11 protein-coding genes are annotated in these 13,209 nt (G+C 68.3%); 4 read left to right on the top strand and 7 right to left on the bottom strand.

The window, feature by feature from the left end:
* Nucleotides 1–88 precede the first annotated feature (88 nt).
* Nucleotides 89–592: an inclusion body family protein gene (locus CA984_RS09680; protein ID WP_086570413.1), complete on the top strand. Its 504-nt coding sequence runs from the start codon at nucleotides 89–91 to the stop codon at nucleotides 590–592.
* A gap of 908 nt (nucleotides 593–1,500) precedes the next feature.
* On the opposite strand, the gene CA984_RS09685 is transcribed toward CA984_RS09680, so the two are convergent.
* A complete protein-coding gene (locus CA984_RS09685) occupies nucleotides 1,501–1,911 on the bottom strand; it encodes a hypothetical protein (protein WP_086570415.1) in 411 nt (136 codons plus the stop codon).
* Nucleotides 1,912–2,172: 261 nt separating this feature from the next.
* On the opposite strand from CA984_RS09685, the gene CA984_RS47065 reads away from it, so the two are divergent.
* Both CA984_RS47065 and CA984_RS09690 read left to right on the top strand, forming a co-directional pair.
* Nucleotides 2,173–2,382 (top strand): hypothetical protein, encoded by a 210-nt coding sequence (locus CA984_RS47065; RefSeq protein WP_133061596.1) that lies wholly within the window; start codon nucleotides 2,173–2,175, stop codon nucleotides 2,380–2,382.
* Between the two features lie 207 nt (nucleotides 2,383–2,589).
* Nucleotides 2,590–3,573, top strand: coding sequence for a BtrH N-terminal domain-containing protein (locus CA984_RS09690; RefSeq protein WP_086570417.1), 984 nt, complete (start codon nucleotides 2,590–2,592; stop codon nucleotides 3,571–3,573).
* On the opposite strand, the gene CA984_RS09695 is transcribed toward CA984_RS09690, so the two are convergent.
* From CA984_RS09695 to CA984_RS09705, 3 genes are all read right to left on the bottom strand, one after another.
* Nucleotides 3,564–3,812, bottom strand: a complete 249-nt coding sequence (locus CA984_RS09695) for a site-specific integrase (RefSeq protein ID WP_086570419.1) — start codon at nucleotides 3,810–3,812, stop codon at nucleotides 3,564–3,566. The genes CA984_RS09690 and CA984_RS09695 overlap by 10 nt on opposite strands.
* A 231-nt stretch (nucleotides 3,813–4,043) precedes the next feature.
* Nucleotides 4,044–4,724, bottom strand: coding sequence for a response regulator (locus CA984_RS09700; protein ID WP_086570421.1), 681 nt, complete (start codon nucleotides 4,722–4,724; stop codon nucleotides 4,044–4,046).
* Nucleotides 4,721–5,839: a sensor histidine kinase gene (locus CA984_RS09705; RefSeq protein ID WP_242675839.1), complete on the bottom strand. Its 1,119-nt coding sequence runs from the start codon at nucleotides 5,837–5,839 to the stop codon at nucleotides 4,721–4,723. Before CA984_RS09705 ends, CA984_RS09700 begins: the two co-directional genes overlap by 4 nt.
* A 574-nt stretch (nucleotides 5,840–6,413) precedes the next feature.
* On the opposite strand from CA984_RS09705, the gene CA984_RS09710 reads away from it, so the two are divergent.
* Entirely contained in the window at nucleotides 6,414–7,832 is a 1,419-nt protein-coding gene (locus CA984_RS09710) for an alpha/beta hydrolase family protein (protein WP_242675840.1), read from the top strand.
* Nucleotides 7,833–7,883: 51 nt separating this feature from the next.
* Here the strand turns inward: CA984_RS09710 and katG are convergent, their stop codons facing one another.
* The 3 genes from katG to CA984_RS09730 all read right to left on the bottom strand — a co-directional run bounded on the left by katG (nucleotide 7,884) and on the right by CA984_RS09730 (nucleotide 13,208).
* Nucleotides 7,884–10,115 (bottom strand): catalase/peroxidase HPI, encoded by a 2,232-nt coding sequence (gene katG / locus CA984_RS09715; protein ID WP_086570423.1) that lies wholly within the window; start codon nucleotides 10,113–10,115, stop codon nucleotides 7,884–7,886.
* Between the two features lie 31 nt (nucleotides 10,116–10,146).
* Complete coding sequence (locus tag CA984_RS09720) at nucleotides 10,147–10,584, bottom strand: Fur family transcriptional regulator (protein WP_086570424.1); 438 nt, start codon at nucleotides 10,582–10,584, stop codon at nucleotides 10,147–10,149.
* Nucleotides 10,585–11,114: 530 nt separating this feature from the next.
* Complete coding sequence (locus tag CA984_RS09730; RefSeq protein ID WP_086570426.1) at nucleotides 11,115–13,208, bottom strand: MMPL family transporter; 2,094 nt, start codon at nucleotides 13,206–13,208, stop codon at nucleotides 11,115–11,117.
* Nucleotide 13,209: the final 1 nt, after the last annotated feature.

A 13,209-nucleotide genomic window follows, 5' to 3' on the forward strand; every position in this document is an offset into this window, starting at 1 on the left:
TCCAGTGCGGGCGATTTACAGCCAAGTCGTGATTGCAGGATTCTGGACTACGGTATGTGCTTTCGGACACCACAGGGAGAATTTCTGTATGTCGGAGTTCATCAACGTCCTCATCGCCATCGACGCGGAAACCATTCTCGGAAAATACGGCAAGAACATCGATCCGAACAGTCCCACGCCGATCCCCGACAGTAGCAGTTTGATCTACATGACGACCCGGCAGAACCAGCTCGGGAGTACTCCGGGTAGCGAGTTGACGATCAACGCCTCCCCCATGGACATCATCAGGTGGCGTGAGACGACACTATCTCTGAACTCCGAGTACACCAGCGTCCTCTACAGGTTCAACGCCCTGTCCGGACAGGATCTGATCAGCACCCCCGTGCCGAGGTCGGTGGTCCTCAACGAGCCGCAGCCGAGCAGTAAGGACCCGTTGAATCCCACCACCCAGAAAATCAACAGCTACTACTGGGAGTCCGAAGTATTGGACACGGGGACGGTCACCTACAACTTCAGTTTCATGATTCTCAACCACAAAGGTGAAAAGCAGGGTTACTACTACTGGGACCCCTACATCAATATTCAGGATTGACGGGGTCGGTGCGCCGATTCGCCGAACTCCTGCTACGCCGCCGTAGCCTTCCCGGGGATGACCGCCCGGGGCTCGCCTTTGGTCGGCCACGCACACTGCGGACAGGTGTCCTTCGCCGATCCGGTGGGCCCGGTGCTCAATGAACACCTCAAGCTCTGTCTGGGGCACCGGGCCGTTATGGCGGGCACAGGGAACGTTATGGCGGGCACAGGGAAGACGTGCGATATGCGTACGACGACCCGGGGGCGTCGCCGGCGCGGAGGGGAGCTTCGCCGTAGGTCGGAGACCGTGGATCATTGAGAACGGTCACGGACTGTAAAATCGTCGGCACTCCGATTCCGGGAGCCGGCTTGGGAGCCAACGGGCTGTACGGTCCCGGGCCGAGCTGGACTGGTCTGAACGGGTGGCTCGTTCGTGACCTGCACGGTGACCTGGTCCGAACGCCCCTGGACATCGTTTGGGGACCTACGGATCAGAAGGTCGGGGCTTCGAGTACCTCCGGCCGCACAGTTGCAAGAAGGCCCCTGAGCAACCGTTACGCCGTCAGGGGCCTTCCTGTTTTCAGGATCTTCTGAGCCGCTTGTTAACACCCTTGCTACTGGCGCTTCGGCGTGCCGGCCTGCTCGTTCACCTTCGCCGCCTGGCTGTTCCGCCGTACCCACGGCTGAGAAAACGACGCGCCCGACGAGCAAGAGCGACGGACCGGGTCGGGATGGTCGGGGACCGTACAGACCGGACGTCATCGGGATGCGGATGTGGGAACAGGTCGTGGTCCTGCGGTGGGGCAGGAGCCGCCGGAGCTTGTAAAAAAGCCGTTACCGCCATCCCTGAAAGGAGGCGATATCCGACGGCTCCTTGATCTACCAATCTATCGGTAGGGCACGAACAGATCGTTGTTCACTGGTTTTTCAGGGAACCACGTAAGGGCTGTAGTAGTACCCTCCGTTGGTAATGTCCTGCATTCGCACCCGGCACGACCCCTGGTTGCCGACCGCGAAGACGAAGCTTTTTACCTGACCCGGCGAGATGGAGAAGGGGCCGTTATCGTCTTTCGTGAAACCGTTTATGCACATCAAGCGGAACCGTGCAGTGATCGTGGAGCCAGCATTCTTGTAATAGGCTACGTTGTAACCGCCCGGACTGCCGGTGATGCCGCGCGCGCACAGTTCGTTGTCCCCGATGGGGACACACTTCACCGAGCCGAAAGCGGCTGCCGTGCTGCTGGTGTCGGCCTGGGCCGCGGATGCGGAAAAGGTGGTCAGCGGCACAGCGGCGCACACTGCCGTGAGCGCGATAGCGCTGATTCGACGGGTGATCACTCGTTGATCCTTTCTAGGATTAACTGTTGCCTTGTGGAACCTAGATAACGATCACTGTTTAGTTGCGATTTTGGCAACCTGTAAGGTTCCAGGGTGCCGCTGAGGCGTCGATGAGGTAGTGAGGGAACGCGCGGTCGAGCCGCTGGGCCGGCTTGACAACTTCGCCGCCGTCGAGCATCGGAGAACCGGTCGGCGAACCATGGGCGAGCCTGCACCAGCCCTGGTCGTCGGCGGGCATCCGGAAGGTCGGCGGGTCTCGCGATGGCATTCACGATCAGGCGGCTGGTGAATGGCTCATCCGCTGTGCGGTCTACAGACCAGGCGAAGATCTCGAGTTCGATCCGCTTCGGCGCTTTGAGAGGCACGTCCAGTCGAAAGAGCTTTGAGAGGCACGTCCAGCCGAAAGAGGATCCGGACGAGTACATCCTTGAGGAAGTCTTCGACGTTGATGAACGCTCCGGCGGTGGATGATCGAGCAGTTCAGCCGTCACACAGGTTGAATTCGTGGAGCCGGTCATGGGTTTGCCGGAGTGCCGAGGGTGAGTCCGGTCTCGGGTGGACTCTCCCCCTGTGGGAGGCCTCATGCTTACTCCCGTCGGTCCCCAGTGGTTGATCATGAAGGTGTCGGGGGTGGGGACGGTGTGACCCTTCGCCGTGTCAGCATGAGGAGAGCGACGCATGACCATCGTGAAGGACATCGAGGCCCGCGGCACGCACCACTGTGAGACGACGGCGCTGGGGGTGCTGTTGCGGCATGAGGGACTTGATCTGTCCGAGCCCATGCTGTTCGGGCTGGGCTCGGGCCTGTCCTTCATCTACTGGGACAGCAAGAGCATGGCGTTCCCCTTTCTCGGAGGCCGCGTCAAGCCTTTCGAACTCACCAGGAACCTGGCCGCCAGGCTGGGGCTGACGTTGACGGCCGAGGAGACCACCTCACCGCGCAAGGCGTGGGAGAACGTGGCCGCCCCCATCGACGCCGGTCGGCCGGTCGGCCTCCAACTCGACTGCTACCACCTGGACTATTTCCGCGCCAAGGTGCACTTCGGCGGTCATGTCGTCGCCATGTACGGCTACGACGAGCACGACGTCCACCTTGTGGACACCGACCAGCAGGGAGGAGCGGTGCGCACCAGCCGGGCCAGCCTCGCCATGGCGCGGGCCGAACGGGGCCCGATGACCGCCAGGAACCGATCCTTCACCATCACCCTGCCGGCTCACCCGCTTTCCTGGCAGGACCGGATCATCCCCGCCGTCAAAGACTGCGCCGACGCCTTCCTCGCCGCTCCCATCGCGAACCTGGGCCACCGCGGCATCGAGAAAGCCGGCAAACAGGTGCCCGGATGGCTGCTACGCGCCGGCGAGCCGCAGCAAGACCTGCCGCAGGCCGCCCTCCTGATGGAGAAGGGCGGCACCGGCGGTGCCCTGTTCCGCGCCCTCTATCGCGACTTCCTCGACGAGTGCACCCGGCTGATCGACGACGGCAACCTCCGCACCGGTCACAGGCTGTACGCCGAGGCCGCCGACCTGTGGACGGACGTGTCCACCTTGATCGCGAAGGCTGGAGAGAGCGGCGACGCGGGGTACCTCGAGCAGGCCGGCGTCATCCTCCACGACCTTTCACGTATCGAGAGGGACGCCATGCAGGTGCTGCGTCAGTTGTAGCTCCAAGGGAAAGCCGACTGTACGGGTACGGCCTGAGTAATGGTGGTCCTGCCCTGACCAGGGAGAAGGCGCGGCGCGATGCGATTGTCGCCGATGATGTCGCGGACGACCTGGGGCGGTACGCCGAGGTTGAGCGGCAGGGGCACGCAGGTGTGCCGGAGGTCGTGAAAGCGCATGTCGCCGAGGTCGGCGGCACTGTGGACGGCTCCCCGGCTCCACCGGACATCGTCCGTCTCCACCGGGGTGCCGCTTCGGCGTGCGGGTGGAGCAGGTTGGGCAGGGCGACGGTCCTGCAGCCCTACCTGTTACTCGAAGAGTAAGCAGGAATCAGATGACGGGCCGGAACTCGGCCGACTCGTCGAGGACGCCCGGCCGCCGGGCTCGGGAAGCTTGGCTGCCGGGCCCGGAAGCCTGGCGCCACACCGCCGGTGTCCGGGCTACGGGGGAAGCTCAGTGGCCGGCAAGGCCGGTCAGATGGCGCCCGACGGGCCGCCCGGGGAGATCAGTCCGGTTTCGTAGGCCAGCACGACAGCCTGGACACGGTCGCGGAGGCCGAGTTTGGACAGGATGCGGGCGACGTGGGTCTTCACCGTCGTCGCGCTGAGAGTCAGCCGGTCGGCGAGTTCGGCGTTGCTCAGGCCGGTGGCGAGCAGGCGTAGCACTTCCAGTTCCCGTGGCGTCAGTTCGGACAGATCGCGGTGGAGATCGGCCTTCGCCTCGTCCCGGGGTACGAAACGCTCGATGAGGCGGCGCGTGATGGTCGGTGAGAGCAGGGCGTCGCCGGAGCGCACCAGACGTACCGCGGCCACCAGGTGCTCGGGGCTGACGTCTTTGAGCAGGAAGCCGCTGGCGCCGGCGGTGAGGGCGGCGTAGACGTAGTGATCGAGATCGTAAGTGGTCAGGATGACGACGCGGGTCCCGTCCGCTCCACCGCTCATGATCTGGCGGGTGGCTTCGATGCCGTCCATCTGCGGCATCCGGATGTCCATGAGCACGACGTCAGGCCTGGTGCTCCGCACGGCGGCGACCGCTTCGGCTCCGTCGGCCGCCTCCGCCACCACCTCGATGCCGTCGGCGGAGAGGATCATCCGAAACCCGGTGCGGACCAGCGCCTGGTCGTCGGCGATGACCGCGCGCAGCGGCCCGCTCATACGGCGGTCCACGGAATGCGGGCCGTGATCCGATACCCGCCCCCGCCCCTGGGCCCGGCGACCAGGGTTCCGCCGTAGACGGCCAGCCGCTCACGTAGCCCGATCAGCCCGCGGCCGTTGCCGGCCCGCGACTGGGGGCCCGGCGCGCCGCCGGTGTCGGTGACCTCGATCTCCAGCCAGTCGCCGCTGTGGCCGACCGCGACGGACGCCGCCGCGCCGGCCGCGTGCTTCATCGTGTTGGTCAGAGCCTCCTGCACGACGCGGTAGACAGTAAGGCCGACCCCGTCGGGCAGGGGGCTCGGCGGCGAGAGCGTGACGTCCACCGGGACCCCCGCGGCGCGTACCCGCTCGACGAGGCCGTCGAGTTGGTCGAGTCCGGGTTGCGGTTCGAGCCCGTCGCCCCGGCTGTCCACGCGTCCGCCTTCCGGCCCGGCAAGCAGGCCCATGACGTTGCGCAGTTCGGCCATGGCGGCTCGACCGCTGCTTTCGATCGCGAGCAGCGCCTGCTTGGACAGTTCCGGCTCGGCGTCCATCACTTTGCGCGCCGCGCCCGCCTGGATCACCATCACACTCACATTGTGGGTCACCACATCGTGGAGTTCGGCGGCGATCCGGGAACGCTCGGCCTCGACTGCCTTCCGCATGGCGCCCTCCTGGGCCTGCTGAAGTTCGGTGAGCCGATCCCGGTTCCGCCGCAAGAACCGGATGATGCTCGCGCAGACCCCGGCGCTCAGCAGGACGACGTAAGGCCCCAGCCAACTGGGGAGACTGGGGAGGCTGGACGCGACGTCTCGGTCCACGGCGCCGGCGAGCACGGCCGCGAGCAGGAGACCGGCCACCGCGGGCACTCGGTTGCGGCTGTGGGCGACGGCACTGTAGCCGGCGATCGCGCAGGTCAGCACGGTGATCCAGGTCTCACCGCCGTTCGTGGCCAGCGCCGCGGACACCACCACCCAGAAGGTGGTGAGCGGATACCTGCGCCGGGCCGCCAGCGGCAAGGCGGTCAGCGCCACCAGGAGCATGGGCGGCTCGTACTCCTCGGAGACGGCGCCGTGCGGCGGGTTGATCCGCACGGGGACGGGCGGCTGGACGCCGATGCTCGCGCCCGATGACACCGGAGGAGACGGAACCGCCGGAGGAAGCGGAACCGCAGGCGGAGACGGAACCGTCGGAGGAAGCGGAACCGCTGGGGGAGACGGAACCGCCGGAGGAAGCGGAACCGCCGGAGAAGGCCGCAGTTGCAGCAACTCGATCAGAGGGCGCGACTGCACGTCGACGCGATGGACCGGGCCTTGGAGTCCTCCCGCCGCCATCAACGCGGTGACGGTCAGGAAGATCGCGAGCAGTACGTCGGCGGCGACAGCCCTGTGAGACGGACGGGTGGTTCGTGGTTCCGGCCGCAACATGTTCTGCACGTACTGCCGCCAGAGCCGTCGTTCGTCTGCTGCCACCGGCACATTGTCGCGTTCGCGTGACCCGCCGCACATCGGCTTCAGTGACCACGGCGGTGTCCGCTGGGCGTACATCGCAAGGATGACACCGCAGGCGGGCCGTCCTCCGGAGGTAGCCGATATGGGTACGACGGCCGACGCGCACGGACACCGGCCGCTTCTAGCCTCGTCCCTGCCATCAGGCCGCCGCGGGACTTCCCGCCTGAGCGGCCGTTTAGATCGAAGGACGGACACGTTCATGGGTCATGTGACAGCGCCGGCGGACAGGCGCAGGCGGTACGGCGGCGCGGGTGCCCCGGTGCACGCCGCCGGGGGAGGGGCGGCCGCCACCGAGCGGGGCGTCCCCCGGAGCGAAAGGGGCCGGATCCTGCGCGTCGGTGTGGTCGCCGCCGGACTGCTCGCCTCCATGGCGACCACGTCGGCCGTGTCCGCGCAGTCCGGGGCTGCCGCGACCACGTCGCCCGCGTCCGCGCACTCCGGACCTGCCGCGACCACGTCGGCCACGGCGGCGCAGTCCGGGCCTGCCGCGACCACGTCGGCCGCGTCCGTGCCTGCCTCCGCCGGCCTTTCGGTGACATCGAGCAGCACGCCCTACCTGCCCGAGCCGACCGGTTCGCATCCGGTCGGCACCACGTCCCTGTACCTGAAAGACACCTCCCGCCCCGACCCCTGGGTCCCTTCGGTCAAAGCCCGGGAACTCATGGTCTCCCTGTGGTACCCGGCCAAGTCGCCGGGCCGTAAGCGGGCCCCGTACATGACGCCCAAGGAATCCGAGCTCCTTCTGAAGAGCGGGGGGATCACCAGCGTGCCGGCCGACACGCTGAGCAAGACGCGGACCAACGCCTTCACCGACGCCGACCCGGCAGGGCGCAAGCACGGTCTACCCCTCGTCGTGCTCTCCCCCGGCCACACCAAGCCCCGGACCGAACTCACGGCGCCGGCCGAGGACCTGGCCAGCCGAGGCTACGTGGTGGCCGCGATCGACCACACCTACGAGAATGTCGCCACCACCTTCCCCGACGGACGGGTGACCACCTGCGTCACGTGTGAAATCGAGAAGAATCCGGCGTGGTGGGAGAAGCTGGCGAGGAGCCGGGCGGCCGACGTCTCCTTCGTGCTCGACCAGCTGACCGGGTCGCACCCGAAATGGAAGGGCGCCCGCCTGGTCGACACCTCCAGGATCGCGATGGCCGGCCACTCCGTCGGAGGAGCGAGCACCATCGCGGCCATGCTCAAGGACTCCCGGATACGCGCCGGCATCGACATCGACGGCACCACAGAGGTCCGGATCCCGGACAGCGGACTGGCGCGGCCGTTCCTGTTCCTGGGCAAGCCGGCCACCTACACCCCGGGGGAGGGAGACGCGGCCGCCACCTGGGAGCGCGACTGGAAGCAGCTGAACGGCTGGAAGCGCTGGCTGCTGGTGACCGGGGCGGAGCACACGTCCTTCACCGACCTGGGCGTGCTGGCCGACCAGATCGGCATCGACACCGGCGCCGACATACCCGGTGTCCGCGCGATGGACATCACCCGCAGGTACGTCGCGGCCTTCTTCGACCTGCACCTGCGCAAGAGATCCCAGCCCCTGCTGGACAAGCCGTCGGCCCGCTACCCCGAGGTCAAGCACTGCTCGCCCGAGACGAGAACCTGCCGGTAGGACGCTGCCCGGGTCCAGGTCGGCCGGTGAGGGCCGACCTGGACGCCCTGATCAGGCGAGGTCGAACCGGTCGAGGTTCATCACCTTGTGCCACGCCGCGACGAAGTCGTTCACGAACTTCTCCTTCGCGTCGTCACTCGCGTAGACCTCCGCGAGCGCGCGCAGCTCGGAGTTCGACCCGAAGACGAGGTCGGTACGGCTGCCGGTCCACTTGACCTCGCCCGTGGCGGCGTCGCGACCCTCGAACGTGTTCGCGTCCTCGGATGTCGCCTTCCACGTCGTGCCCAGGTCGAGCAGGTTGACGAAGAAATCGTTGGTCAGCGTCCCAGGGGTCGTGGTGAGGACGCCGAGCGGTGCCTGCCGGTAGTTCGCGCCCAGGACGCGGAGGCCACCGACGAGGACCGTCATCTCGGGGGCGCTCAGGGTCAGCAGGTTCGCCCGGTCGATCAGCAGGTACTCAGCCGGCAGCCGGTTGCCCTTCCCGAGGTAGTTGCGGAACCCGTCGGCGGTCGGCTCGAGCGCGGCGAACGACTCCACGTCGGTCTGCTCCTGCGACGCGTCCACACGGCCCGGCGTGAAGGGGACCTCGACGTCGAAGCCGGCGTCCTTGGCGGCCCGCTCGACGGCCGCACCACCGGCGAGCACGATCAGGTCGGCGAGCGAGACCCGCTTGCCGTCGGTCCGGTCGGCGTTGAAGGACTCCTGGATCCCCTCCAGGGTGCGCAGCACGGTCGCCAGCTGGTCGGGATCGTTGACCTCCCACCCGCTCTGCGGTTCGAGGCGGATGCGCGCACCGTTGGCGCCGCCGCGCTTGTCGCTGCCGCGGAAGGACGAGGCCGACGCCCACGCGGTGGACACGAGCTGGGACACCGACAGGCCCGAGGCGAGGACCTGGCCCTTGAGGGAGGCGATGTCCGCGGCGTCGACGGTCTCGTGCGTCACCGCCGGGAGGGGGTCCTGCCACAGCAGCGTCTCGGCCGGGACCTCCGGGCCGAGGTAGCGCACGACCGGGCCCATGTCGCGGTGGGTCAGTTTGAACCACGCCCGGGCGAAGGCGTCCGCGAACTCGGCGGGGTTCTCGAGCCAGCGTCGCGTGATCTGCTCGTAAACCGGGTCCACGCGGAGCGCGAGGTCGGTCGTCAGCATCGTCGGGGCGTGGCTCTTCGACGGGTCGTGGGCGTCGGGGACGGTACCGGCCCCGGCGCCGTCCTTCGGCTTCCACTGGTGCGCGCCGGCGGGGCTCTTGGACAGCTCCCACTCGTAGCCATAAAGGATCTCAAGGAAGCTGTTGTCCCACGTCACCGGGGTGTTCGTCCACGCACCCTCAAGACCGCTGGTGATCGTGTCGCCGCCCTTGCCGGTGCCGTAGGTGTTCTTCCAGCCGAAGCCCTGGTCCTCGAGCGGGGCGGCCTCGGGGTCGGCGCCGACGTGGTCCGCCGGGCCGGCGCCGTGGGTCTTGCCGAAGGTGTGACCGCCCGCGATCAGGGCGGCCGTCTCCTCGTCGTTCATCGCCATCCGGCGGAACGTCTCACGGATGTCGCGGGCCGCGGCGAGCGGGTCCGGGTTGCCGTTCGGGCCCTCCGGGTTGACGTAGATGAGGCCCATCTGGACCGCGCCGAGAGGGTTCTCGAGCTCCCGGTCGCCGGTGTAGCGCTGGTCGTCGAGCCAGGTGAACTCGGGGCCCCAGTAGACGTCCTCCTCGGGCTCCCAGACGTCCTCACGACCGCCGGCGAAGCCGAAGGTCGTGAAGCCCATCGACTCCAGGGCGACGTTGCCGGTGAGGATCAGGAGGTCGGCCCACGAGAGCTGCCGGCCGTACTTCTTCTTGACCGGCCACAGCAGGCGGCGCGCCTTGTCGAGGTTCCCGTTGTCCGGCCAGCTGTTGAGGGGGGCGAAGCGCTGCTGGCCGGCCCCGGCGCCGCCGCGGCCGTCGCTGATCCGGTAGGTGCCCGCGCTGTGCCACGCCATCCGGACCATGAACGGGCCGTAGTGGCCGTAGTCGGCCGGCCACCAGTCCTGCGAGCTCGTCAGCACCTCCGCGATGTCCCGCTTCACGGCCGCGAGGTCGAGGCTCTTGAACGCCTCGGCATAGTCGAACCCCTCACCGAGTGGATTGGCCACGGCGGGGTTCTTGGCGAGGATCTTCAGGTTGAGCCGCTCCGGCCACCACTGGCGGTTTCCGCCGCCCTGAGTCGGGTGCGAGGCGCGCTCGTGCGCGACCGGGCAGCCGCTTCCGCCCTCCGTCTTCGCGTCTGTGACGATTGCATCATGGTTCTCGGACATGGGAATCCTTCCGGACAGCTGATCACTGTGCTCAGGCACCGTGGGGGGTGGAACAGCCGGGACACAGGCCCCAGTAGATGACCTCTGCCTCGTCGATCGAGAAGCCGTGGTCGTCGGAAGCGGTCAGGCAGGGCGCTTCGCCGGCCGAGCAGTCGACGTCGGCGACTGCACCGCACGACCGGCACACGACGTGGTGGTGGTTGTCCCCGACCCGTCCCTCGAACCGGGCCGGGCTGCCGGCCGGTTCGATGCGGCGAACGAGCCCCGCCGCGGTGAGCGCGTAGAGGGCCTCATACACGGCTTGGAGGGAGATGTGACCTACGCGATCGCGCACCCCGGAGGCGATCGTCTCGACATCGAGGTGGTCACCGTCCCGGACCGTCTCGAGCAGCGCGACGCGGGCGGCCGTCACACGCAGGCCGGCCCCGCGTAGCTCCTCGGCGGTGGTCGGGGGCAGGGATGCGATCATGGCGCCAACTTATCCCCATAAAAACGAACGATTCAAGACAACAAATGATCCAAGTCTTATGTCGTCTCAGGCGGTGTTTGCCCTCTTATAGCGTGGCGTGGCGTGTCGTCGGTCAACGACCGGTTTCGGAAACCTCCGCGCCCTGGAAACGGCTGGAGAGGTTCACGCCGGTCCGGGCTCCCGCCGGGACGGTCCGCTCAGGCACGCGGTGCCGCCGGTCACGGCGGCGGACTCGGTCACCGACATGAGGACAGGGTCCTGCCAGACCGGAACGGTCCGGCAGGACCCGGCGGAGCCGTGACAGCAGCGCTGATTTCGTTGTGCTTGACGACGACAGGGCCACCAGGGTCCCGTAGCGGGCGGCGGCGTCGCCGTCGAAGGGCAGCGGTTCGAAGTCGGTGACGGCTGCCCTTGTGAAGGATCCGTTCGCTGATGCATCCGATGTCGAGGACGTCCACGTCGAACTCGAACGCCTCGACGGCCGCGGCCTCGCCACATAGGGGGCCGCGGCCGTCACCCGGGCCGGGCGCCTACTTCGGCGCTCCGGTCAGTTCCCGGGACGCCTGCCGTACCTCGGAACGGCCCAGGCGGCTGGGCCACCAGGCCCGCGGGCCCAGGTCCCGTACCAGCGCCGGGACCAGCAGGGACCGCACCACCAAGGTGTCGAGCAGGACGCCGAAGGCGACGATGAAGGCTATCTGCGCGAGGAAGGCCAGGGGGATCACCACCAGCGCGGCGAAGGTGGCGGCGAGCACGACGCCCGCCGAAGTGATCACCCCGCCGGTGGTGACGAGCCCGCGCAGCACACCCTCCTGCGCCCCGTGGTGCGCGGTTTCCTCGCGCACCCTGGACATGAGGAAGATGTTGTAGTCCACGCCCAGCGCGACCAGGAAGACGAAGCCGTACAGCGGCACGGACGCGTCACTTCCGGTGAATCCGAACACGTGCGTGAAGACCAGCGTGGAGACGCCGAGGGTGGCCAGGAAGTTCAGTGCCACGGTGACCACCAGGAGCACGGGCGTCATCAGCGAGCGCAGCAGGACGATCAGGATGAGCAGGATGATCGCCAGGACGACCGGGACGATGAGCAGCGTGTCGTTCTTCGCGGTCTCTGTCGTGTCGTATCGCTGGGCGCTGTACCCGCCGACCATGACGCCGCTCTCGGAGGCGAGCGCGGCGCGCAGGCGCTTGACCGTGTCCTGGGCGGCGTCGCTGTCCGGCGCGTCGCGCAACGTCGCCTCCACCAGCACGCGTCCGTCGACGACCTTGGGGGTGTCGCCCGGCCGTCCGCTCCGGGTCACCGCGGAGGCATCGGACACTCCCTCGACGCCGCCGGCCGCCTTCTCCACGGCCGCGGCACGCTCGACCGGAGCGACGATGACCGCGGGCTGCCCCGAGCCTCCGGGGAAGTGCTCGCTCAGCGCCGCCTGGGCCGCCACCGACGGCGCGTCGTTCACGAATGTCTCGTCCAGCGGCACGCCTCTGGCGTTCAGCTGCGGCGCGAAGAGGGCGAGGCCGATGAGGGGCAGGACGGTCACGATCCAGAGCCGGCGCGGATGGCGGTCGACCAGGGCGGCCACGCGGCCCCAGATCCCACGGGCCTTGGCGTCGGCCGGCCGCGGCTTCGCCGGCCACAGGGCGGCGCGCCCCAGCAGGACGAGAGTCGCGGGCAGGAAGGTGAGCGCGCTGAGGGCGGCGCACGCGATGCCGATGGCGCCCACCGGGCCGAGCGCGCGGTTGTTGGTCAGGTTGCTGAGCAGCAGTGCGAGCAGGGCCAGTGCCACCGTGGCGGCACTGGCGACGATCGGCTCGAACGAGCGTCGCAGCGCGACGCGGCCCGCTGCGAAGCGGTCGCCGGTCGCGGCCAGTTCCTCCTGGAAGCGGGCGGTCAGCAGCAACGCGTAGTCGGTGGCCGCGCCGATGACCAGGATGAACAGGATGCCCTGCACCTGGCCGTCGACCCGGACGATGTCGCGGTCGGCCAGGAAGTACACCACGGCGCATGCCAGGCCCAGTGCGAAGACCGCACCGATGATGATGACGAGCGGCAGCAGCACGCTCCGGTACACCGCCAGCAGAATGATCAACACGGTGATCAGCGCCACCCCGAGCAGCAGGCCGTCGATCCCGGCGAAAGCGTCGGACAGATCGGCCCGGGTGGCCGCCGGTCCCGCCAGCTGAGCGCGCAGGCCGTCGACCGCCAGCGCCGAGCCGATCCGGTCCAGGCTCTCCCCGAGCGAGCCTTCCAGGTCGGCGCCGAGCTGGACCACGCCCTGCAGCGCCTTGCCGTCGTCCGATCCGATGGCGGGGGTGGGCGTCCCGACGACGCCCGCCGTGCCGCGCAGCGAGGCGAGCGTCCGGGTCGCCGCGGCGCTCTGCTCGGGAGTGATGCTCTTCCCGTCCGCGGTCCACACCACGATGAGCGGCTGCGTCTCGCCCTCGCGGAAACTCTCCTGCACCTCCAGCACGCGCGTCGACTCCGCGCTCTGCGGCAGGAAAGCGGCCTGGTCGTTGGTGGACACCTCTGTGAGCTTGCCGGCGAACGGCCCCAGCCCTCCGCCGACGGCCAGCCAGACCAGCACCAGCAGCGCCGGAACGAGCCAGCGGATCGGTTGCCGCGCCATG

Source organism: Streptosporangium minutum, assembly GCF_002149035.1.
Classification (GTDB): Bacteria; Actinomycetota; Actinomycetes; order Streptosporangiales; family Streptosporangiaceae; genus Streptosporangium; species Streptosporangium minutum.